This is a genomic window from Streptomyces sp. NPDC006261 (assembly GCF_040613515.1).
GTDB lineage: Bacteria > Actinomycetota > Actinomycetes > Streptomycetales > Streptomycetaceae > Streptomyces.
The window spans coordinates 17,290-37,746 of the sequence record NZ_JBEXSI010000049.1 but is presented as its reverse complement, the minus strand read 5'-3'; the positions used below and the strand labels follow the sequence as shown (position 1 = coordinate 37,746).

The 20,457-nt window shown below is 69.8% G+C and carries 21 protein-coding genes and 3 pseudogenes; 10 read left to right on the top strand and 14 right to left on the bottom strand.

The window, feature by feature from the left end; all coding sequences use genetic code 11:
• Positions 1 to 15 precede the first annotated feature (15 nt).
• From ABZ154_RS26925 to ABZ154_RS26880, 10 genes and pseudogenes are all read right to left on the bottom strand, one after another.
• Positions 16 to 312: a hypothetical protein gene (locus ABZ154_RS26925; RefSeq protein ID WP_356836735.1), complete on the bottom strand. Its 297-nt coding sequence runs from the start codon at positions 310 to 312 to the stop codon at positions 16 to 18.
• Between the two features lie 629 nt (positions 313 to 941).
• Positions 942 to 2,789 (bottom strand): hypothetical protein, encoded by a 1,848-nt coding sequence (locus tag ABZ154_RS26920; protein WP_356836733.1) that lies wholly within the window; start codon positions 2,787 to 2,789, stop codon positions 942 to 944.
• 320 nt (positions 2,790 to 3,109) lie between these two features.
• Positions 3,110 to 4,435 (bottom strand): hypothetical protein, encoded by a 1,326-nt coding sequence (locus ABZ154_RS26915; protein ID WP_356836732.1) that lies wholly within the window; start codon positions 4,433 to 4,435, stop codon positions 3,110 to 3,112.
• 36 nt (positions 4,436 to 4,471) lie between these two features.
• Positions 4,472 to 4,912, bottom strand: coding sequence for a pilus assembly protein TadG-related protein (locus ABZ154_RS26910; RefSeq protein ID WP_356836730.1), 441 nt, complete (start codon positions 4,910 to 4,912; stop codon positions 4,472 to 4,474).
• Positions 4,912 to 5,379 (bottom strand): TadE/TadG family type IV pilus assembly protein, encoded by a 468-nt coding sequence (locus ABZ154_RS26905; RefSeq protein ID WP_356836728.1) that lies wholly within the window; start codon positions 5,377 to 5,379, stop codon positions 4,912 to 4,914. Before ABZ154_RS26905 ends, ABZ154_RS26910 begins: the two co-directional genes overlap by 1 nt.
• Positions 5,376 to 5,831, bottom strand: coding sequence for a TadE family protein (locus ABZ154_RS26900; RefSeq protein WP_356836726.1), 456 nt, complete (start codon positions 5,829 to 5,831; stop codon positions 5,376 to 5,378). The genes ABZ154_RS26905 and ABZ154_RS26900 overlap by 4 nt, the downstream gene beginning before the upstream one ends.
• Positions 5,832 to 5,847: 16 nt before the next feature.
• Complete coding sequence (locus tag ABZ154_RS26895) at positions 5,848 to 6,054, bottom strand: hypothetical protein (protein WP_267067281.1); 207 nt, start codon at positions 6,052 to 6,054, stop codon at positions 5,848 to 5,850.
• A 39-nt stretch (positions 6,055 to 6,093) separates the two neighbouring features.
• Positions 6,094 to 6,978 (bottom strand): type II secretion system F family protein, encoded by an 885-nt coding sequence (locus ABZ154_RS26890; protein ID WP_356836724.1) that lies wholly within the window; start codon positions 6,976 to 6,978, stop codon positions 6,094 to 6,096.
• Entirely contained in the window at positions 6,975 to 7,640 is a 666-nt protein-coding gene (locus ABZ154_RS26885) for a type II secretion system F family protein (protein ID WP_356836757.1), read from the bottom strand. Before ABZ154_RS26885 ends, ABZ154_RS26890 begins: the two co-directional genes overlap by 4 nt.
• A gap of 260 nt (positions 7,641 to 7,900) precedes the next feature.
• Positions 7,901 to 8,315, bottom strand: a pseudogene (locus ABZ154_RS26880) (ATP/GTP-binding protein); the annotation flags it as partial.
• A gap of 37 nt (positions 8,316 to 8,352) precedes the next feature.
• Here ABZ154_RS26880 and ABZ154_RS26875 point away from each other — a divergent pair.
• Both ABZ154_RS26875 and ABZ154_RS26870 read left to right on the top strand, forming a co-directional pair.
• A complete protein-coding gene (locus ABZ154_RS26875) occupies positions 8,353 to 8,877 on the top strand; it encodes a relaxase domain-containing protein (RefSeq protein ID WP_356836722.1) in 525 nt (174 codons plus the stop codon).
• 87 nt (positions 8,878 to 8,964) lie between these two features.
• Positions 8,965 to 10,485: an RICIN domain-containing protein gene (locus ABZ154_RS26870; protein ID WP_356836720.1), complete on the top strand. Its 1,521-nt coding sequence runs from the start codon at positions 8,965 to 8,967 to the stop codon at positions 10,483 to 10,485.
• A 52-nt stretch (positions 10,486 to 10,537) separates the two neighbouring features.
• Here ABZ154_RS26870 and ABZ154_RS26865 read toward each other — a convergent pair whose 3' ends face one another.
• Positions 10,538 to 11,038, bottom strand: coding sequence for a hypothetical protein (locus tag ABZ154_RS26865; protein ID WP_356836718.1), 501 nt, complete (start codon positions 11,036 to 11,038; stop codon positions 10,538 to 10,540).
• A gap of 40 nt (positions 11,039 to 11,078) precedes the next feature.
• The gene (locus ABZ154_RS26860; RefSeq protein WP_356836716.1) at positions 11,079 to 12,173 is read right to left on the bottom strand and encodes a hypothetical protein; all 1,095 of its coding nucleotides are present in this window, start codon (positions 12,171 to 12,173) and stop codon (positions 11,079 to 11,081) included.
• Between the two features lie 370 nt (positions 12,174 to 12,543).
• On the opposite strand from ABZ154_RS26860, the pseudogene ABZ154_RS26855 reads away from it, so the two are divergent.
• A pseudogene (locus tag ABZ154_RS26855) lies at positions 12,544 to 13,264 on the top strand (hypothetical protein).
• Between the two features lie 67 nt (positions 13,265 to 13,331).
• Positions 13,332 to 15,167: an RICIN domain-containing protein gene (locus ABZ154_RS26850; RefSeq protein ID WP_356836714.1), complete on the top strand. Its 1,836-nt coding sequence runs from the start codon at positions 13,332 to 13,334 to the stop codon at positions 15,165 to 15,167.
• Positions 15,168 to 15,501: 334 nt separating this feature from the next.
• On the opposite strand, the gene ABZ154_RS26845 is transcribed toward ABZ154_RS26850, so the two are convergent.
• Positions 15,502 to 15,729, bottom strand: coding sequence for a DUF6207 family protein (locus ABZ154_RS26845; protein ID WP_356836712.1), 228 nt, complete (start codon positions 15,727 to 15,729; stop codon positions 15,502 to 15,504).
• 107 nt (positions 15,730 to 15,836) lie between these two features.
• A complete protein-coding gene (locus ABZ154_RS26840) occupies positions 15,837 to 16,325 on the bottom strand; it encodes a DUF1524 domain-containing protein (protein WP_356836710.1) in 489 nt (162 codons plus the stop codon).
• Here ABZ154_RS26840 and ABZ154_RS26835 point away from each other — a divergent pair.
• The 6 genes and pseudogenes from ABZ154_RS26835 to ABZ154_RS26810 all read left to right on the top strand — a co-directional run bounded on the left by ABZ154_RS26835 (position 16,324) and on the right by ABZ154_RS26810 (position 20,398).
• Complete coding sequence (locus ABZ154_RS26835; RefSeq protein ID WP_356836755.1) at positions 16,324 to 16,599, top strand: hypothetical protein; 276 nt, start codon at positions 16,324 to 16,326, stop codon at positions 16,597 to 16,599. The genes ABZ154_RS26840 and ABZ154_RS26835 overlap by 2 nt on opposite strands.
• Positions 16,559 to 17,110: a DUF6879 family protein gene (locus tag ABZ154_RS26830; RefSeq protein WP_356836709.1), complete on the top strand. Its 552-nt coding sequence runs from the start codon at positions 16,559 to 16,561 to the stop codon at positions 17,108 to 17,110. Before ABZ154_RS26835 ends, ABZ154_RS26830 begins: the two co-directional genes overlap by 41 nt.
• Positions 17,111 to 17,117: 7 nt before the next feature.
• Complete coding sequence (locus ABZ154_RS26825) at positions 17,118 to 17,966, top strand: helix-turn-helix transcriptional regulator (protein WP_356836707.1); 849 nt, start codon at positions 17,118 to 17,120, stop codon at positions 17,964 to 17,966.
• A gap of 96 nt (positions 17,967 to 18,062) precedes the next feature.
• Positions 18,063 to 18,245 carry a hypothetical protein gene (locus ABZ154_RS26820; RefSeq protein ID WP_356836706.1) on the top strand — a complete coding sequence of 61 codons (183 nt, stop codon included), beginning with the start codon at positions 18,063 to 18,065 and terminating at the stop codon, positions 18,243 to 18,245.
• A 44-nt stretch (positions 18,246 to 18,289) separates the two neighbouring features.
• A pseudogene (locus ABZ154_RS26815) lies at positions 18,290 to 18,684 on the top strand (DUF6415 family natural product biosynthesis protein).
• A 661-nt stretch (positions 18,685 to 19,345) separates the two neighbouring features.
• On the top strand, positions 19,346 to 20,398 hold the full coding sequence (locus tag ABZ154_RS26810) for a cytochrome P450 (RefSeq protein ID WP_356836704.1): 1,053 nt from the start codon (positions 19,346 to 19,348) through the stop codon (positions 20,396 to 20,398).
• Positions 20,399 to 20,457: the final 59 nt, after the last annotated feature.

Below are 20,457 nucleotides of genomic sequence, written 5' to 3'. Positions count from 1 at the left end.
ATATGTCTATGGCAATCAATCGACTGAGTAGGCCGACGCGATACCTGCCCGTACGGCTTCCAGCAGGGTTTCCAGCCCTTGCGCCCGCTGCCATTCCTCGGCCGAGTGGTGCCATGTGTGCTTCGGCGCCGGGGCATCGGGCGGACCGGCGATGATCTCGACGGTCCGCCTCCCTTTCCGGTCGGGGCCCGTGACCCGCAGGTCCATGTTCCGGATGTGGAACCGCTGCGGATGGCTGCCGAAAATCTCCAGGATCCGGCCGTCGAACGTGTAGAACTCTCTACCTGCCCTGGCCGTGATCTCCTCGGTCATGCGGCGACGCTACAGGCGGGCCCCGCGGTTGTCAGGCCCCGTCCGCCAGCGGGACCATGACCGCTCGCATGGCCGGGACCGGCCCCGGCGCCAGACGGCCGCCGCGTCGTGAGCACTGCCCGACGTGGTGAAATCCCCTGTATGACAGGGGGTTGGTCGACCGCCAGGCGCGCCTGCTCGCACAGCCCGGTCTCCGGCGCTGCGGGGCGAAGTTCACCGACGACCGGTGGAGAGTAGTCGGGTACACCCACCGCCCCGAGTTGCACAAGCACCTGTGCGAGGACTGCCAGAGCCGGGCCGTCGCAGCGGAGCAGCAGGCAAAGGCCGACGAACGTGAGCGCCAGGAGCAGGAGCAGCTTCGCCAGCAGACGGAGGAAGAGGTCCCGGGACGCAGAAGGCCGACCGCTGGCGGCCCCGCTTCCGCAACTGCCCCGTCACCCCGCTGCAACCAGGGGGCCTGAACAGGAGCGCGCTGTCGGTGCTGGCTGGTCGGATGAACGCCGATGACGACATTGTTAACCAACCCAGGTTGGATTACCGGGTGGAATTACCACTTCGCCAATGTTGCGACCGGCCCACATGGGTGACGACATTGCTGCCCGACCCCGTGATTGGCGTCGCAGGTGAAGTCAGCTCCGCCCGGTGCGTGCGGGGGCGGGCCGGTCGGACAGGACGAGGTCGATGAGCTGTTCAGTGACGGGTTCGAGGGAGATGTCGTACGTGCGGGCGACCTGGTGGAGGCGGGCGATGGCCTTGCGGACTCCGGCGGTGTTCCCGGCGCCCCATTCGATGTTCATCCAGTCCCGGTAGAGGACCTCGGAAGTCTCGTCGATCTCCAGTCCGCGTAGCGCTGCGCGGCGGGCGGCGTCCAGGTCGGGGTGGTCGCCTTCGGTGTGCCGGACGGCGAGGGTGTGGGCGGTGTCGACGATGCGGGAGATCATCTCCTGCTGCACGGCGTCGGCCCAGGCGAAGTCGCGGCCCTCGAACGGCTTGCCCCGCAGGAGATACAGGGCGTTCTCCAGGTCGGCTGTTCCGGCGTCCGGGTCGGCGAGGCCGCGGGTGGCGAGGTGCTGGAACCGCTGCCAGTCGGAGGTGACGTCGGGGTGGAAGCGGTAGCCGTGGGTGGGGCGCGGCAGGTAGGGGCTGCCGTCGGGTGCGGCGCCCAGGCGTGAGCGGATCTCGGAGAGCCTGCTCTGCAGGGTGCGGGTCGACCACGGGTTGACCGGGTCCATCGCGGTGCAGAGGAACTCGGCGCTGCGGCCGGGGCGCAGGTGGATGAGCGCGGCCAGCGCGGCGACCTTCGGGCCGTGTCCCGACGTGGTGACGCCGCTGACGGCCAGCGGCCCCAGTACCGCGATCTCCGGCGCCTGCCACACCTCGTTGTTGTCCTCGGCGTCCGGCTTGTCCTGGCCTGCTCCGCTGCCGGCGGCGGACAGCCTGGCTCCGGGATCGACCGCCTTGCCTGCCTCCGGCCCTGCGTCGCCCGCTTCGGCTTTGGCTGATGTCTCGGCCGCTGGGGTGTTCTGCGCGGCCGGGGGGACTGCGGTGGCGCTGACGGAGGCGAGGAGCGCGGGGTAGGGGCTGCCGGGGTCGCTGTCGGCTTCGGTGCCGGAAGTGTGGACCCGGAGCAGCGGGTGGGGCTGGGGGCGGGGTGCGGCGGCGGTCTGGTCGTGGGGTTCGGCGAGCTGCCAGGTGCCGGTGGCCGGCTCGGCGGGCTTTTCGGCGACTTGGAGGGCGTGGACGTACTGGTGGTACTGCTCGTCGGTGAGCCGCTGCAACTGCACGGCATCGTCGCTGAGCTGGGGGAGTGTCACCGGTGTGCCGGGCGCGGCCGCGATCGGCTCGGCCGTGGGGAACGCGTTGCGAGTGGCGTCGTTGGCGGGCAGCACGATCGCGATGGGCAGGTTACGGGCGGCGGAGACGGCGTCGGCGAGCTGCCAGGCCTGCTCGGTATCCACATCACCCGCGCAGATCAAAATCCACGGCAACGGCTCCGGCGTACCGGCGTCGTCGGCCTGCTGGTGGACTTCGAGGAGGAGCGCGCCGAGGTCGGCGACGACGGCGGACACGTGGGGCATCGGCCGGACCCGGCCACGGGGAAGCAGGGTCGCCAGACGGGTGCCGAGGCCGACCGTCATGATCTTGGTGTGGTCGGTCCACCCGCACGTCCCGGCCTCCAGGGCCATCGCCCGGCCGACGGCGAGAACATCGTCGGCGGTGCCTTCGAGGAGCAGCGTCCCGGTGTGCAGGAGGTCGGCGAGGAGCAGGTCACCGTTCTCCGTCGCCCCCAGAGTCACCAGACCCGGGTAAGGGGCGTCCGGAACGTCGGGGGCGGTCTCGGTGTCCAGGAGCTTCGCCTTGGAGTCCAGCACCCACCGCCCGGGACCGGCACCTGCGGCGAACGGGGCGAGAGGCTCGGCGGGCTCGTCCAGGACGAGTTCGACGGTGCGGTCGGAGACCCGCGCCCCCCGGAGCACGGGCAGCTCCCGCTCCTCCGCCTGGGCGGTAAAGGCGAGGGTGCGCAGCGCGGTGTCCAGCAGCGCGACGCCGGACGGTCCGCTCTGGGTGTTGAGGACCTGCTCCAGCGGCGTTGGGTCGGCATCGATCGCGATCGTCTCGCCCGCGCGGCGCCGCCGCTGCTGAAGGATCCGCTTCAGCGCGAGCGTCCCGGCCAGCGACGCCGCCAGGAGCGCGCCGATCCCGGCGGCAAGCGCGACCTGCTGTACCCCGCTCGACGTGGACGTGGTGGGCGCGGCCGTTCCAGCCGACGTGGTAGGAGCCGGTGTCGGGTGGGTGGTTACTGGGGTGGTGGGTGTGGCCGGAGTGGACTGGGCGGGAACGGACGGCTCCGCTGTCGGGGAGCCGGACCGGTCCGGGACCGGCTTCGTGGAAGGGGCGGTCTCCCGGTCCGGAACGACAGGGGCGGCACCATCCGGTTCCGCTGTGGTGTCCGGTGCCGCTGAAGGCGTCCCCGACGCCGACGTTTCCGGGGCCGGGGCCGTGGGTGCGGGCGGCGGTACGGCCTCGCCCTCTCCGGCTGCTCCTTGTCCGGGGCTCCGGCCCCGGCGGCCCGCCCGGCCCCGTCGTTGGGTGCTTCGGCCTGGGCGGGGAGGTCGAGCTGCTGTCCGGGGTAGAGGAGGTCGGGGTCGGTGAACTTGCCGCCTCCGGGCTGGGCTTCGCCCTTGTTCAGCTCGAAAATGGTCGGGTAGGCGTCGGCGTCACCGAGTTCGTCATGCGCGATCTGGGACAGGCTGTCGCCCGCCGCCACGGTGTAGACCGACCCCTTGTCCGCGGTCGTTGCCGCCCGGTTCCCCTGAGCGCTCAGTCCGCCCTTGTCGTCGGCTGCTTCGGCCGCTGCTGCCGGCGGTGCGGGGGTGGTGGCCGTCGGGTTGGCGTCGGCGGGCAGGTGCAGGGTCCACCCGGGCTGGATGGGTCCGTCGGCACGGAACGTGGTGCCGTCGGCCATGGTGTTCCCGGCGTTGAGGTCGGCGATCTCCGCCCACCGGTTCCCGTCCCCGAGCCGCGTCTCGGCGATCGACCACAGGCTCTCGGCCGGGCGGGTGTCCGCCACGATGTGGGTGACGGACCGCTCCGCGCGCGGGGCTGAGGCGTCGGCCGCTGCGGTGTCCGGCGTCTGGCTGCCGGACAGGACGGAGGCGGTCGCGACGATGGGGGAGGCCTGCGCCGGGGTCGCGGACGCGGCCAGGGCGGTGCCGGTGGGCAGGGCGAGCAGGACCGCACCGACCAGCGCGGCCGCCGTGCGTTGCCCGACCAGGATCCGGACCTGGGGGGCGGTGCGGCCGCGGAGCTGGGCGGGAATCTCCAGCAGCACCGACAGGGCGAACAGGGCCCAGCCGACCCATCCGGCCATGGCCAGCGCGAGGAGGAACACCTGCCCGGAGTCCTGCGTCGACAGCAGGTTCCCCAGCGCCCGCACCCCGTCCGGCCCGACGGCCGTGGTGCCCCACCACAGCAGCAGCGGCAGTCCGCCCAGCAGCGCTACCAGCACCGTCAGACTGCCCAGGGCCCGCAGCAAAGTCAGGGCCGTGGCCGCCGACCGGCGCGCAGGGCCGCCCGGCCGGGTACGGGAGCGGCCGGGGCGTTGGGAGGGGGAGGGAGACATCGTGTCGTGGCCCTTCGGGTGCGGGGTGGGGCTGGGCTATTGGGGCTGGGTCACGCCGTGCAGGAGCGTCGCGGTGCCATGGCCCTGCACGCTCATGGATCCGATCCCGACCACGGGCAGGATCTTGGTGATGTAGGTGTCGTTGACGGTGACGGTCAGCTTCCGGCCGTCCGGTGAGGCGCTGACCTTGCCGCTGACTCCGGCGGAGGAGAGGTAGGCGTACGCGGCGGCGGTCGCGGCCGCCGGGTCGGCCTTGACTCCGGCACCGGTGACCGCGCTTGCGGGGTCGATGGCCTGCCCGCCGGCCCGGGCGGCTTCCATCGCCACCGCGTCGGCCCGCTCGGTGGCCCGCATCTTCCCGCCGCCCTCCAGGATCAGCCCGATCAGGCCGAGTAGAGCCACGGTGCAGATCGCGACGAACACGACCACCCCGCCGTCATCCCGGCCCAGCCCGCGCCGCCGGTTCGCGTGGAGCATCAGCCCTCCCGGGAGCGGTAGGCGTCGACGACCGACCGGAACTGGCTCGTCATCGTCTTGGACCCCGGTGTGCCGGGGAGGAGCAGGTCACCGAAGGGAACGGTGCACCGCACGGTGACGGTGACGTAGCCGACCTGCCCGACCGGCACGTTCAGTCCGCCCGCGTCCACAGAGACACTCCTGGAGGAGCACACCACTCCGGCGTCGCCGAGGGACCGGGCGGCGGCCTGCGAGGCCGCCGAGGTTGCCGCGCCGTGGGTCCGCTCGATGGAAGCGGCCCGGGCGGCGTCCTCCGCCGCCGCGTCGATCTTTCCTCCGGCCATGACGATCCGCCCGGCGGCGACGGCCAGGCACAGGAACGTGATCAGGATCGGCGTCACGATCGCCGCCTGGATCGCTTCGCTGCCCCGGTCCTGCCGCAGCCTGCGGCCGAGCCGGCGGGCGCCCGGCCCGAGGGTGCGGGTCATGGGGCCACCCACCGCTCGCGCGGCCCGGTCGCGGTCTGCGATACCCGCAGGCTCACCCCGGGCAGCAGGGACAGCGCCGTCCCGGACACCGTGACCCGCATCGTCTCCGCCGTGCTCCCGGCCGAACTGGCCGAGGGGCCGCGCAGGGTGCTGCCCCCGATCCGGGACGCTGTCTCCTGCGCGCGGGCGGCGCCCGTTCCGGGGGAGGACTGGTAGGAGCGGCCCGCGTTGACGCCCTCCCGGGCAGCGGTCAGGGCTGCCGACCGGGCATGCGCGAACACGAAATACTGCACGGTGGCGATCGTGAACAGGATGACGAAGGGGAACACGATCGCCATCTGGATGCTGGTCTCCCCCCGGTCACCCAGCAGCAGCCGGCCACGCCGGTCACCGAACGGCCCCTGGGCGCCGGTCAGTCTCCGGCTGCCCGGGCCGGGGCACCGGTGGGTCATCGGTGTGCGGTTCACCTCACAGGCCGGTGATCAGGCCGTTGTACTTGGTGAGCACGGCGGCCAGGGTTCCCGCGATGGCCAGGGCCCCGGCGACGGCCGCCACCCAGATGATCACGGTGGTGATGGAGATGTCGCCCCGGTCGTCCCCGTGGGCGCGGCCCTGGGCGATCCGGGTACGCAGCCAGCGGGACGGAGCCGACAGGCGGGTGAGCGTCGTACGCATGATGGGTGCTCCCTCTTCTCTTCTTGCAACTGGTGGGTGTCAGGCCGTCAGGATGCTGATGACGGCGGGGAAAGCGATGAGGACCATGACCAGCACGGCGAGGAGAGCGCCGGGGGCGGTCATCTTCTCGCTGTCGGCGTTGGCTTCGGTGGCCTGGTCGGACAGCAGCTGGGAGCGCAGGTTCTTCGACCGGGAGCGCAGCGTGGCGTACACGGAGGCCCCGTCGTCGCTGGACTGCCGCATGATCGCGGCGAGGTCGTCCAGGACCGGAAGGTCGAGCTCGCGGGTGAGGCGCTCCAGGGATTCCCAGTGGGCGACCTTGTCGACGCGGGAGCGGGCCAGGGCGTCCTGGATACGGCGGAACGCCCACCCTTCGCCGACCTGGGCGGCCTGCTCCATGGCCTGCTCGGCGCTGGTGTTCCCGGCCCGCCGCAGTGCGACGAGCTCCAGGTAGGCGGCCATGGCGTGCGCGAACTCCTCCCGTGCCCGTTTGGCCTGGTCGCGCAGCGCGAGGTCCGGGGTGAACCACAGCACGGCGCCGAACAACAGGCCCACTGCGGCGGGGAGGTAGATGGGCATGCCGAGGAACAGCAGGAAGGGCAGGGTGCCCAGCGGCGGGATCAGCAGCCCGCCCCCGGCCAGCGCTACCTTCGTCAGCAGGAACCGGCCCGGCGACTGCCCCACCAGGGCCAGATTCCGGTACGGGATCCGCACCCCCGGCACGGCCTGGAGGTGCTCGACCAGCCAGGCCCCCCACCGTTCGTCGCGGTCGCCGCTCAACGTCTCCGGGGCCGGCAGCGTGGGCTGGTTCAGCCGCTGCAGCGCCGGACCCAGGGCGGGGACGGGGCGGGCGAGTTCCCTCACGAGGAGGGCGACTCCGGCTCCGGCTGTGCATCCGGCGATGACCGCACCGACGGAAATCATGCTGTCTCCTCAACGCGGGGCGCCTCGACCGGGGCCGCCGCGGGCAGGGTGACCCTGGAGCGGGGGTCCGGGACGAGGAAGCGGGGGACCGGCCGGTGCTCGGCGAGCTGCCGCATCCACACCAGCACCCCGACGAACCCGGCCGTCAGCAGGGCCAGCATCAGCTGACCCAGCAGCGTCCCGTACGGGGCGGTGTAGCTCGGGACGAGGAGCCCGGCGCCGATCACACCGAGGGTGATGAACGTCATCCACCGCACGGTGGTACGGGACTTGGACCGGTCCGCCTCGATCGCCCGCCGTTTGGCGACCTCCTCATGGACCGCTTCCGCGAGGTCCTCCAGCGCCTGGGCGAGGCCGGGGCCCCGGTCGGACGCGGACAGGATCAGCGCGGCGACGACCTTGTCCGCCGTCACGTCATCCAGCGTGTCCCCGAACGCGCGCAGCGCATCGGCGGGGCGCCATCCCACCTGGAGCCGGTCGACCAGGTCACCGACCTCCTGCGCGATCGGCTCCGGTGCCCCCTTGCGGGACACCTTCAACGCCTCGTCCAGGCCGCGGCCCAGCCGCAGTACGTTCGCCAGGCGCTGCGTCCAGTCACCCAACGCCTCCAGGCGCCCGATGCGGACGGTGGCGCCCTTGGTCGGGGCCAGCAGCCACGGCACTCCCACGGCGGCCAGGACCACCAGCACCCCGAGGATGAACGCCCCGGTCACCAGCCACAGCAGCGCGCCGAGAACGCCTCCGGCGGCCAGAAGGTTACGGCGCCTGGTCCGGGCGTCCCGGTCGGCCTTCCCCGTCCTCGCCCGCAACCGGGCCGCCAGCGACGGCCCGGCAGGACCCGACGTCCCGACGACGCCGACGGCAAGCCCCACGATCCCGCCGGCCACAGCGAGACCGCACACCACCCACAGCAGCAGAGCGCTCACGCCGCACCCCGCACCATCAGCGGCAGTTCCCCGGACCACGTTCCGCGAGGGGCGTTCAGCAGGTCCGAATCGAACCCCACCCGACGCAGATCGTGGGTACATCAGCGGCACCGCACGCGGCTCGTCCCACTCCGGGCGCGGCCCGAAAATGGTGTTGGTGTCCGGGCGGCCGCCCTCACCGATCCCCGTCACCTCCAGCACGTGGGACAGGAACCGGTGCCGGTGCCCGCCGATCTTCGTCTCGTCGACCGAGCTCACGAACACGATGAAGTGCAGCCCGTTCGCCGCCTGCCGGTACGCGAGCTGCTCCGACATGTTGGCCTGCGCCAGCAGATACAGCTCCGCGATCCGGTCGAACACCACCTGCGGCCCGATCGCGTGCAGGGTGCACAGGTTGCCGCCCTGACCGTCGAAGCAGGCGCTCAAGGCCGGCGGTCTGGGGCGCCGGGTGAAGGCCACCGGTTTCGATCTCGTGTACCGGCCGCAGCCGACGATCTACCTGCTGTGCGCGCTGGGGGATGAGGAGACCCGGCGGGTGAACGAGGCCGCGCACGAGCGGGCGATCGTACGGGTGCTGGAGTGGATCGAGGACGAAGTGCCGGTGATCCGGTACGGCAAGGACGGCATCTACAAGGTCCGGCCGCCCGGCGGTCGGGTCGCCGCCCGCTTCCGCCACTACGAGGCACCCTTCGGGATGCCGCTCCTGCATGACCATGCTGCTGTCGGTGAAGGGGCAACGTCTGGACGGGAAGTGGGGATCGATCCACTCGGAGGTCGTGTTGGAGAACACGGTCGCGAAGTTGTCACTGAAAGCTCCGCACTCACTGCCCTGCGGCAGTCCCGGAGTCCGCTGCAGATCGCCGGTTGCGTGGCTCGCCGCGCCCGTTCGTTACCTCCGGGCGCCGACCGCGAGAACCGCAGCCGATCCGGGCCGGCCTCCGTCAACGCAATGCGAGAAGGTACCCGTTGGTGACTTCGCCGACCGGGCGCCCGTATGTCTTGCTGGAATCGACCGACAACCGGCTGTAGTGAGCGGTCGGTGAACGGTGAAGGGATGACGATGAGCACTGCTCAGACGGAAGCCGGTGACGATAGCTTCGTCCCCGAGATCAGCACGGTCGCGGGGATCGGAGTTGCGGGGTTCAAGGGAGACAACGAGCTGGCCGTCACGGCTCAGCTGAATCGTCCGTACGGCATCGCGCTGGACAGTACCGGCAGCCTCTACTTCTCCGACTACAACAACCACCGGGTCCGAAAGATCAGCACCGACGGGAAGATCAGCACGGTCGTCGGCGCCGGCGCTGGCTACCGGGGCGACAGGGGTCCTGCTGTATCGGCCCAGCTGAACTGTCCGCGCGAGGTAGCGGTAGACGCTGCGGGCAGCGTCTACATCACCGATGCCGCCAATCACCGGGTCCGGGTGATCACCACTGATGGGAAGATCGACACAGTCGCCGGAACGGGCACCGCGGGATACAGCGGTGACGGCGGCCCCGCCGCCGGCGCCCAGTTGAACTACCCGTTGGGGGTGGCGGTGGACAGCACCGGCATCCTCTACATCTCCGACCACGGCAACCACCGGGTCCGGAAGATCAGCACTGACGGGAAGATCAGCACGGTCGCGGGGACCGGCGTAGGGGGATTCAAGGGAGACGATGGTCCAGCGGTTTCCGCTCAGCTGAATGGCCCGTATGCATTGGCCGTGGATGACGCGGACATCCTCTACATCACCGATGGCAACAACCACCGCGTCCGCAAGGTCGCGGCCGACGGGGCCATCAGCACGGTCGCGGGCAAGGGCACCGCGGGATTCAGCGGTGACGGCGGCCCGGCGATGTCTGCACAGCTGAACCTGCCCTTGGGGGTGGTGGTGGACAGCGCCGGTGCCCTCTACATCTCCGACTACAACAACCATCGCGTTCGGAAGGTCTCGCCGGACGGGAAGATCACTACGTTCGCCGGCAAGGGCACCGCGGGTTTCGGCGGCGACGGTGGCCCGGCCGCAGCAGCTCAGCTGAATAACCCGTTCGGGCTCGCTGTGGACTGCGTCGACACCCTCTACATCGCCGACCACCTCAACAACCGGGTCCGGAAGGTCTCCTCGGAGAAGACGGCTGGGCTGCCCGAGTCAGGCACAGTGGTCTCCTGGGCCAACGTGCGCAGCAGGCTGCGGATGGGGGTTGTGCGTGAGTCCACCAAGGACGGGGCCGAGATCCACCAGTCCCTCTCCTCCCCCCGGGCGCACCAGCGGTGGCGGCTGATCGCGTCGGGCCAGGACGATGGTGAGGTCTTGTACCGGATCGAGAACCTGCGCAGCGGCAAGGTCCTGGAGGTCGTCGGTGGAGGGACGGTAGAGGGGGCGGTGGTCGCGCAGAGCGCCTACGAAGGCAGTGATGCCGAGCACCAGCAGTGGAGGCTGATCCCGGTGGGATCGGTGACCGACACCCCGCGGGTCTATGAGATCGCGAACCGCAACAGCGGCCTCCTCCTGCGCGTCGACACCAACGCCCCCACGGTGGTCAAGCAGTACGGGGCGCAGGGCGACCACCGCGACCGCCAGTGGCAGCTGCTCCCCGTGTGAACGCACGAGTGGTCAGGGGCGGTGACGCCCCTGACCACTCGGACTCGGCAACCTACTTGGAGTCGGACGGCTTCTCGGCGCTGGCCTTGGGTGCCTTGGGGGGCTGTTCGGCCTTGGGCGACGCCGGGGCGTCGGGAGCCTTGAAGTCGTCCCTCTTCGGTGCCTGCAGGCTCTCGTCCTTCTGCAGGTCGTCGTACTGCTTCACTGTCTCGCTGGACTTGTCCATGCCGGCGGCCGCTGCCGTTGACACCGATCCGGGGTCCTGGGCGTAGGCGGCCTGGGTGCCGGCGGATGCCTGGGTGGTCTGGATGAAGGAGGCGAGGAAGCCCAGGATGGCCCGTGCTTCGGGCGCCTGTTCCTGCACGGTCTTCGCCCGGTGCGAGGCACCGTGGATCCCGCTGGTGAACAGGCTCGTGGTCGTGTCGTCGTAGGTGTCGTCGTCGGCGTCCTCGAAGTCGACGCCGACTCCCGGTTGCGGCTTGTCGCGGTCGGTGGTCACCGAGAAGAGCCCCGCGCCCGTTCCGGCGGAGTCGAAGACGTTTTTGAACACCATGGTCGTCACCTCTGGTCGTTGTGGCGGTGCCGCCCGCCGGTCACGGCTTCTTGTACAGGTCTCGGTCGCTGTCGGTCAGGCTCTCGTCGTCGAACATCGTGTGGTGGACCTCCAGGGCGGAGACGACCTCGGCCAGACCCTTCATGCGGAAGCCGCCGCCGGCCAGGTCGAGGTCGGCGATGTCGCGGGCGACCAACTCGTCGAGACCGGGGTAATCGTCCGGCTGCGGGGGAGCCAGGACGGCCACCGGCACGGCGTACTTGACCGCGAGCAGCCCGGAGAAGGTCACCGGGATCTCGTAGGTGTACTGCTTGAGGGCGCGGCGCTGGGTGACGATGGTTTCCACGCGGGAGCCCGGCGGGACTATGCCGGAGATCTGCGATTTCGAGGCCCAGCCGGTGGACAGGGATCCGCCGACGGAGGCTGCGATGCCTTGGGCCAGCGCGGCGTTGAGGCCCGCGGTGCCGGAGGCGCTTCCTGTGGTGGTGAAGTCCACGGAGCCGGTCATCGTGGCCGATGCGGTGTTCGTCATCCCGTTGGTCACTGCCGTGTCGACGGTGTTGGCGTTGTCCACGCCGACACTGTCCTTGCTGTTCTTGTTGGTCACCGTGTTGGCGTTCTTGTTCGCCATCTCGTTCTTGAGCTGGGTCCCCAGCTGGCCCTGGAGGTTCAGGCCGAGCTTGTTCTGGAGCTGGAGCTGGAGCTGGGCGCTGACGTTGCCGCCGAAGGTGAGTTTGGTGTCTCCCGAAAGGGACCAGGTGGCTCCGTTCGACACGGTGAAGTCGACGGAGTCGGTGAAGTTCATCGGGGACTTGCTGCGGTTGACGTAGGTGCGTGAGGAGAACGTGTCGGGCGGGGGCTGGGTGATGTTGCGCCGCTCCTCGATCAGCGGCTCCCCGAGGTTCATGTAGGCGAGCCAGCCCAGCCCGTACGCCGTACCGGGGAAGGAGCCGAAGCTTGACTTGTTCACGGAGAAACCGACGGGCTTGTGCCGCACCCCGTAGCCGTCGACGTAGACCAGGTTCGGGTGCTCCAGGATGGACTGCCAGGTCTGCTCGATGTTGAGTTCCCGCAGGTTCTTCTTCGTCAGCGGCTGGCGCTTGGCCCGTTCCAGGTTGTACGCATTGGAAGGCAATTTCTGTCCTCGACTGATCTGGCCGAAACCGCACTGGTGAAATGGCAAAAAGAGAATCTGCACACGCTCCGACAAGCGAAGCTAGCAGGAATTTCATCACCCAGGAAGGCGGCATTGGGTATCGTACTCAAACGGGTGATCAAGAATTCGCGACGGGAGCGATCACCCGATCGATGATCTTCCGCCGCCTCGCCCTAGAGCTCTGACCTCGAAAGTTGCCGCTTTGGGTGTATTTACTTCGATCGTACATTCGCTTATGAAGGCGAATCAATCGCGAGTGATGGGGCGTCCGATAATGGTGCGTGATAAACCACTTCACTGAGCGCCTGAGGCGTTGCTCTCCACATCAAGAACAGGTGAGGTTTCCGCGATGTACACCCAAGAACGCACGGCAATGGCGAATTTGGTGGTCGGCGGCCCGGTAGCGGTGAACAGCTACGACAACGCCATCGTGGCCGCACTCGTCGAAAACCGGCCGGTCATGCTCGTCCACGCCTTCAACGGCGGCTACCTGCGACCTGCGGAACTGGCGGCGAGCAGCCACGACAAGGGCGTCAAGCTGGCCACCGCCCTCGACCCGGCCACCAAGGACGCACAGGGCCACCTCTGGCACATCACCCCCGGCGGCTTCTTCGGCCAGCGCCCCCTGTACTTCATCGAGAGCGCCGCCGGCCAGGTGACGCCCCCGCCCGCCGGCACCGCCGACGCCGATGCCGGTCGCGGCGACGACGGAACCCCCAAGCCCCAGCGCAGGCGCATCACCGCCCACCAGGACGCCCCCCAGAGCACGGCCGACACCCTGCAACTGGGCCTGCCCGCAAAGGTGAGCGACAAATGGCGCGGCAAGAACGGTGCGATGGAGGACACCCAGCTGTGGGTCGTCACGGTGACGCCCTGGGGCGGGATCACCTTCGTGCCGATCACCCACCCCGACGCCATCCTCGGGTTCAAGGACCACACCGTGGCGAAGGACAGCGAAGCGCGGCTCACCTACAACTGGGGCGGGGACTTCACCGGGACGGTCATCAACACGTTCTATTCCGCGGCTGCCCAACGAGTGGGACGTCCCCTACCACCACGTCTTCACGTGATCCGCAGCCTCCATCGCGCCACCCCCGTCCCGAGCCATCGCACCAACCGCCTGGAAGAGGCACCACGATGCCCATCCCCACGCAAGAACTGAAGCTGGAGATCGTCAACGCCGCCACCGGGCAGCCCCTCGGCGCCAGGGCCGCACCGGGCACGGACGGAGCGCTCGTCGTCCGCGACTATCCCAAAGGCGGCCCGAGCCCGGAGCAGTGGCAGTTCACCCCCGTGCCAGGCACGCAGGGCGAGCCAGTGTATGTCATCCGCAACGCGGTCAGCGGCAAGGTGCTCGACAACCCCGCCACCGCGGACCGCGGCGTCCGCCAGTGGGACGCCGCCGCCAACAAGAAGACCCAGCAGTGGCACCTCGTCCCCGTCCACGGCGAAGCGGACCTCTACATCATCGAAGCCGCGGCCGACGGCGCCGTGCTCGCCCTCGCCGACCCCGGGAAGGACGACACCCGGATCGTCCTCGGCGAGCACGACGACAGCGCCGAGAGTCAGCGCTGGCGCCTCGTCCCGGGCGAGCCGGAGCGCACCAGTGACCTCGTCCTGGACTGGGCGACGCTGAGCCACTGGAACAGCCGCCAGTCCTGGCGACTGACCCACGACAAGAGCGCTCTGCGGCCGACAGCCGACGCGACGCCCTCCTTCAGCAACGTCCTGCTGGTTCTGGAGAAGTTCGGAAGCGACCAGGACGCCGGCGGGTGGAAGACCGACAGGCCCAACCGCCACCCTGCAGGCCAGGCGGGCTGGTGGTCGGGGCTCGGCAACCGATTCCTCGCCGACACCACCGGAACAGGGCTCGCGGACATCGTCGGGCTCAAACCCGCGAAGGGGGCCATGACCTCCGTCAGCCGAGGGGACGGGACGTTCGACGACGAACGGGTTCTGTACCCGCCCGCGTCCTCCGCGAGCCCCAAGGATCTGTGGACACTCGCGGACCTCACGGGTGAGGAGAGCCGTCCCGGCGTCGTTGTGCTTGCCGCCGAGGGCATCCGGGTGTCCACTCAGGACGAGGGCGGCACGTTCGCCCCGTCGGGCGGCGCACTGGTCCTGAAGGCGTTCGGCCACGGCCCGCAGGCCGGTAGCTGGCTCGCCGACAAGCACCCCAGGTTCCTCGCCGACACCACCGGCGACGGCAGACTCGACATCGTCGGCTGCCACGACGACGGCCTCTGGGTATCCCTCCAGGACGACGAAGAAAAGTTCGCACCGCTCTCCGACGAACCCGCCCTCCGGGCGTTCGGCCACAGCGAGGAGGCCGGCGGCTGGCTTGTCGACAAGCACCCCAGGTTCCTCGCCGACACCACCGGCGACGGCAGGCTCGACATCATCGGCTGCCACGACGACGGCCTCTGGGTATCCCTCCAGGACGAGGAAGGAACATTCGCCGAACCTCTCTACGTCCTCGACGAATTCGGGATCGACCAGGAATGGAGCTCCAACGACGAACACCCCCGGTTCCTGGTCAAAACGACTAGCGACGGGGTAGCGGACATCGTCGGCTTCGGCCCTCAGGGCGTCGTCGTCGCCCGCGGCCGCGGCGACGGCACATTCGAACCCAGCAAGCTCGTCCTGAACGACTACGGGCAAGCCCAGGGGTGGACGGGCGAGAAGCACCTCCGCCTCCTCGCCGACGTCACCGGCGACAAAAACCCCGACATCATCGGCTTCGGCAACGAAGGCGTCTGGGTGTCACACAACAACGGCGACGGAAGCTTCGAGCAGGCCCAGCTGGTATGCCGCGGATTCGGGTACAACGACGACGCAGGCGGCTGGCGGGTCGACCGCCACGCGCGCTTCCTGGCCGACATCACCGGCGATGGACGCGTCGACATCGTCGGCTTCGGCGGCCCGGGCGTCCACGTCGCCCACAATCTCTTCCGCCGCTTCAGAACCCGGTAACCCGAAAGCACCCACAACCCATCACGGCACATAGGCGCGACCGATGAGCGACTGGAGCGCGTGCCCATGCTGGGCCACAAGAAACCGCCCGTTCCTGCAGTACCAGCCCTTCCATGACTGATCTGCTCACCCCAGGGCGAAGTCCACCCGACACCGACGCCACTCCCCAAACGGGGCTGTCACCTGACGGACAGTACGCCTGCCACATACGCATCATGTACCCGACAACCTGAGCGCGCCACCTGGCGAACGGCGCCAACTGGCGAGCTCAGCCACGATAGGCACCCGACCCGAACGGATGCGATACCGCAGGGCGCCTCCCGCCTGTTCGGCTCTACTGCTTGGTGCCGCGCCGCCGGGTGTCGGCATACACCCGGGCCTGGACCCCGGGGGTGCCTGGCGTACGTCGGAGCGTGGTCGTTCCGGAGGTGGCCCACTGCCGCTCCAGACCGGCCATCGCCTGCAGGGCGGTTTCCTCGTCGGCCGCGGTGATGTCGAACACCACCAAGCCCGACTCGATGAGGTGCTGCTCTTCGATTTCCTTCGTGCCTGCTCCTGACACTGCGGCCGCCCGCACGGGTCGGGTGACGATTCCGCCGCGCCCGCACGGTCCGGTGACGAATCTGCCTGCACGGAAGGGGAGAAGCCCGTTTCCACGGGCAAGGTGAGTTACGAGGCCGGCTCGTACTGGACGACGGAGTCGGCGCACGGCTCGGCGAGGTTGAGGAGCGCGGTCTTCTCGGCTTCATCCATGGCCAGGGCCCAGCGGAGTTTGGTGGCGGTCCAGTCGACGAGGTAGGTGCAGGTGGCGGACTCGGCGGGCGGCATCCACTGGGCCGGGTCCCGGTCGGCCTTGGACCGGTTGGTCTTCGCGGTGACCGCGACCAGGCTCCTGTCCGCGCCGAGGTCGTTGGCGTAGGCCTCGCGGCGCTCGGGCGTCCAAGCGTGAGCGCCAGCTGGCGGGGGCCATCGCGCGGCGCCTGCGTACGGCGCTGGACGCCCGCCCCGTCGGCAGGAGCTGACCCGGAGGGCTGGCCCGCGCCGCAGCGTGCGCGGGTCAGCCCTCCGAGGCTCTCGGTCCTCTTGACCGACTCTCCAGCCTGCGGGACGGTCGTGGCGCGCAACTGTGCGCAACCACGTCGCAGGGGAGAGCGCCATGACGTTACGGTTCGTCGGGATCGACCCGAACACCGGAGGCGAGGGATCGCCGACGGTGTGGGTGGAAGAGGAGAGCTCGGATCTGATCTTCCAAGGTGAGGAGGCTGACGCGCTCCTCAAGACCGAGGTCGGTTCCACCCAGTGGGTGCCCGGCCACCGGACCGGGATTCCCCCGCACGAGCGGGTGATCCGGATTCCGGCTCACATGGTGTCGATCGTCAGGGAGGCGTGCGATGCGGCGGAACGAGCTGCTGAACAGCGCGACGTTCGCTGACCTCCTCGCGGCCACCCACCGCAGCGCCGTCCATCTGGAGATGCGCGACGCCTACGCGGTGGGCGACGAAGCCGACGACTTCGAGACCTTCCTGCGCACCGGCACGCCGAACCTCGATCCGGGCCGCTCCTTCTGGCCGCAGTGGATGCCGCTCGTCAAGGATGCGGTAGCCCGTGGCGTGGTGATGCGCCGGGCGCGGATCGTCTCCGAGCCGGTCACCGACTACATCCGCTACGAGCACGCCATTACCCCGCTCAACCTCCAGGCCGGAGAGGACGTGCGCTGGCTGCCCCGCCGCCACGCGAGCGACATCCCGCTGCCGGGCAACGACTTCTGGCTCCTGGACGGCCGGCTCGTGCAGTTTCACCACTTCACCGGCACCGGTGACTGGGCGACGGACGGGAGGGAGCGCACCGACGACCCGGCCGCGGCCGCGCTGTGCGCCACGGCGTTCGAGGCGGTCTGGGAGCGCGGCATCCCGCACGAGAAGTACACCGTCCAGGCTCCCTGAGCAGCCCGTGACCGTCTCTCCCTCCTCCAGCGCGCAGGCCGCCCGTGAAGCGCTCGCCGTGCGGCTCACGCACCTGCGCAAGGACGCCGGCCTCACCGGGCGCGAACTCTCCGCCCGGTGCGGCTGGCATCCGGCGAAGACGACCAGGATCCAAAAGGGCGACGCCCCGCCCTCGGACACCGACATCCGCACCTGGTGTTCGGCGTGCGGCGCCGACGACCAGGCCGACGACCTCATCGCCACCGCCCGCGCGGTCGACTCCATGTACCTGGAGTGGCGCCGCCTGCACCGCACCGGCATGCGCAAGGTCCAACAGGACTGGAACACCTTGCACGAGCGGACCCGCGTCTGCCGGGTCTACGTCTCCAACGTGCCGCCGGGCTTCTTCCAGACCGCCGGCTTCGCCACTGCCCTCATGGAGCAGATCACCCGCTTCCAGGGCACCCCCAACGACGTCGCCGAAGCGGTCGCGGCCCGCATCGCCCGCTCCCGCTTCCTCTACGAGGGCGGACACCGCTATGTCGTCCTCATGGAGGAATCCGTCCTGCGCTACCGCACCGCCGACCCCGATGCCATGCGCGGGCAGCTGCGCCACCTCCTGGCCGTGATGCCGCTCGCCTCGGTCTCGCTCGGCATCATTCCGTTCGCCGCACAGCGCACCGTGTGGCCGCTGGAGGCGTTCTACCTCCACGACAACGTCCAGGCCGTGGTGGAGACCCTGACGGCGGAGATCAAGGTGAAGCAGCCGCGCGAGCTCGCCGACTACGCCAAAGCGTTCGCCGGCCTCGCAGACATGGCCGTGTACGGCGACGCCGCCCGCGACCTCATCACGGCCGCGATCGACGCCCTGGAGTGAACCTCCGCAATTCTCCGCAACTTCGTTGAGGGCACCGTCCCTGGCTGCGTAGCGTCGACGGCACCCACGGACCACCAGCCGGAGAGGCGGGGCCCCATGCGCACACACACCGACTCCACCGCTCCGGCCCCGGAGGGCCGCGGCCTCCAGCCGCCCACCTACGGCGCCCCCTCCCCGGCTCTGCTGGCCCGCGCGGACCGCGGCTTCGCCCGGTTCCTCGGTCAGCACGACGAAGACCAGGACGACGGGGCCGACGGCAGCGAGTACCCCCAGCGGTGACCGCCGGCCACCCGCGCGACGACGCCCCAGCAGCGAGGCCCGCCATGCACACCAGCAGCCACACGGTCCTGTACGACCCCGACGGACTTCTCGGGGCGGAACTCCCGCTCGATCGCGAACCGTACGAGAGCCTCGTCAAGGCCGTCCTCGCGTGGACCGGCCCGGACACGCTCGCGACCCGCGACTACGAGCAGATCGCCCTCCAGCTCACCGGCCACGCACGCGCGGTCGCCGCCGACGTCCGACGCCGCGCCGACCAGCTGCCGAAGAACAGCGGCCCCGGGCGCTCGCCGACGTGGTCCTGCGCGAGGCAGAAGGCCGGCTGTCCGCGACGATCGAGGGCACCGTGCGTTGCGTCCAGAACCGCGCCCGCCTCGTCCGCGCCCTCTACGAACGCCTGGACCGCCTGGAGGCCGCGCCCGTTACCCGGACCGTCTGACCTACCGACGCTGAAGCGAGCTGGATACTGCCCATCAGGGAGCGGAATCCTTGGCTGCCTTGTCCATCGCCGAACGGCACCACTGCAGTCCAGTGCCTGGCTTTGTTCACGAGAACCTACTGCTCGATAAAGCCACCACGTCTTTGGCTGATTCCGGCAGTTCACCCGGTTCTGTCGTGAGAGTAGCGTCAGGGAACGTTACGCGGCACGTCCTGAGAGCACCGACCGACAAGGAGGACCACGATGGCGTGGGTGACCAGCAGCCTTCGGGCGTTCAGCGGTGAGATGCGTGCGCGGTGGCACGGCTACTTCGCCGGCTACGGGCAGCAGGACTGACGCTCGGCAGCCGGACCAGGCGCAACTCCGACCGGATAAGGAGGGCAGCTGGGTGTCATGGTTCATCAGGAGCCTTCGGGCGTTCAGCGGTGAAGCGCGTGCGCGCCGCAATCAGTACGGCGACAGGTACGGGCGCCCCGACTGACGTCCTCTCCGCGAAGGGACGGGACGCGCGGCCGGACCGCCGCGCGCTCCGTCCCTCCGTCAGATGGGTGGACGAACCGTGCTCCTGGACAGGAAGAGTCTGTGGCCGCAACTGCGGCGGTGGGAGAAGCAGGCCGCGGGTCGCGAGGGTCCGTTCAGGCTCCGCTTCGGCACTTTTTTCGTGGCCGATGCCGACGCGGCCCGGGACATCCTGGCCGACTCGGCCGGCGACTATCTGTCCCAGTCCGGGTTCTTCCGCCTGGGGTCCGAATCCCTGTCCCAGGAGGTCCGGAGCGAAGCCTCCCGAGAGCTGCTCAGGGTCCTGGCCCGGCACGACCTCGCCTCGTCGTTCGACCTCGACCGCGCCCTTGGTGAGGTGAGTGACGGCCGCGGCCGCCTGCGGCACCGGAGTTGGGGCGTCGAACTGGTCCGGCGGTACTTCGCTCCCGTCATCGCGTACCAGCGGCATACCGAGATCAACGCGCTCGTTGACGCCTACGTGACGTCGAGCGTCGTCGCCGACGACATCGTCGGCCATGTGCTGAGGCGCTCGCACCGTACGGTGCCCGCCGTGCGGGCCGGGCTCGCCGAACAGCTCGGCCGACTGCCGGCGCGCGAGAACAGCGCGCAGGACCTGGTCGACCTGGTACTCGGCCTGCCCGGCGAGCTGTCCCCGGCCGATCGCGCGCAGTTGCTGCAACGTCTCGTCCTGTCCACGGTCGGCTTCACCGGCGTGACCCTCGAATGGGTGGTGATGCTCGGCATCCGGCACGGCTACAACACCCCCGCACTGCGGCACGAGCATGCCCAGCAGCTGGTCAGGGAAGCGCTGCGCCTGTATCCGACCGCCTGGCGCCTGATCAGAGTGGCCGCCGCCGACCACGACATAGCCGGCGCCCGGGTCCATAAGGGCGAGCACGTCCTGATCGGCACGCACGCGATCCACCGGTCGGCGGCCGTATGGGACAGGCCCCTGGACTTCTGTCCCTCGCGCTGGGAACAGCCGACCGACGACCAGCGGCGCTCCTACCTCCCCTTCGGTAAAGGCGAGGGCATGTGCCCGGCGAACGGCTTCGCCGTCAAGGCTCTAGAACACCTCAGCCACCTCATCCTCCGCGGATACCGGGGACACGTGCGACTGCGTACCCGCAGACCTCACGTCCGTACGCTCCTGGCCCCACCCGCCGGCTGGACCCGTCTCACCCCCGCACCCGCACCGGTACCCGATCGCTGAACCGGTCTCTTGGCACAGGGCATTGCCCCGGCCGAGAGCTCAGCCTCCACCAGAAGTCG

Coding starts and splice junctions, on each gene's coding strand:
- ABZ154_RS26925 (WP_356836735.1), bottom strand. CDS start 312: ATGACCGAGGAGATCACGGCCAGGGCAGGTAGAGAGTTCTACACGTTC.
- ABZ154_RS26915 (WP_356836732.1), bottom strand. CDS start 4,435: ATGTCTCCCTCCCCCTCCCAACGCCCCGGCCGCTCCCGTACCCGGCCG.
- ABZ154_RS26910 (WP_356836730.1), bottom strand. CDS start 4,912: ATGCTCCACGCGAACCGGCGGCGCGGGCTGGGCCGGGATGACGGCGGG.
- ABZ154_RS26905 (WP_356836728.1), bottom strand. CDS start 5,379: ATGACCCGCACCCTCGGGCCGGGCGCCCGCCGGCTCGGCCGCAGGCTG.
- ABZ154_RS26900 (WP_356836726.1), bottom strand. CDS start 5,831: ATGACCCACCGGTGCCCCGGCCCGGGCAGCCGGAGACTGACCGGCGCC.
- ABZ154_RS26895 (WP_267067281.1), bottom strand. CDS start 6,054: ATGCGTACGACGCTCACCCGCCTGTCGGCTCCGTCCCGCTGGCTGCGT.
- ABZ154_RS26890 (WP_356836724.1), bottom strand. CDS start 6,978: ATGATTTCCGTCGGTGCGGTCATCGCCGGATGCACAGCCGGAGCCGGA.
- ABZ154_RS26870 (WP_356836720.1), top strand. CDS start 8,965: ATGAGCACTGCTCAGACGGAAGCCGGTGACGATAGCTTCGTCCCCGAG.
- ABZ154_RS26865 (WP_356836718.1), bottom strand. CDS start 11,038: ATGGTGTTCAAAAACGTCTTCGACTCCGCCGGAACGGGCGCGGGGCTC.
- ABZ154_RS26850 (WP_356836714.1), top strand. CDS start 13,332: ATGCCCATCCCCACGCAAGAACTGAAGCTGGAGATCGTCAACGCCGCC.
- ABZ154_RS26835 (WP_356836755.1), top strand. CDS start 16,324: ATGACGTTACGGTTCGTCGGGATCGACCCGAACACCGGAGGCGAGGGA.
- ABZ154_RS26840 (WP_356836710.1), bottom strand. CDS start 16,325: ATGGCGCTCTCCCCTGCGACGTGGTTGCGCACAGTTGCGCGCCACGAC.
- ABZ154_RS26830 (WP_356836709.1), top strand. CDS start 16,559: ATGCGGCGGAACGAGCTGCTGAACAGCGCGACGTTCGCTGACCTCCTC.
- ABZ154_RS26820 (WP_356836706.1), top strand. CDS start 18,063: ATGCGCACACACACCGACTCCACCGCTCCGGCCCCGGAGGGCCGCGGC.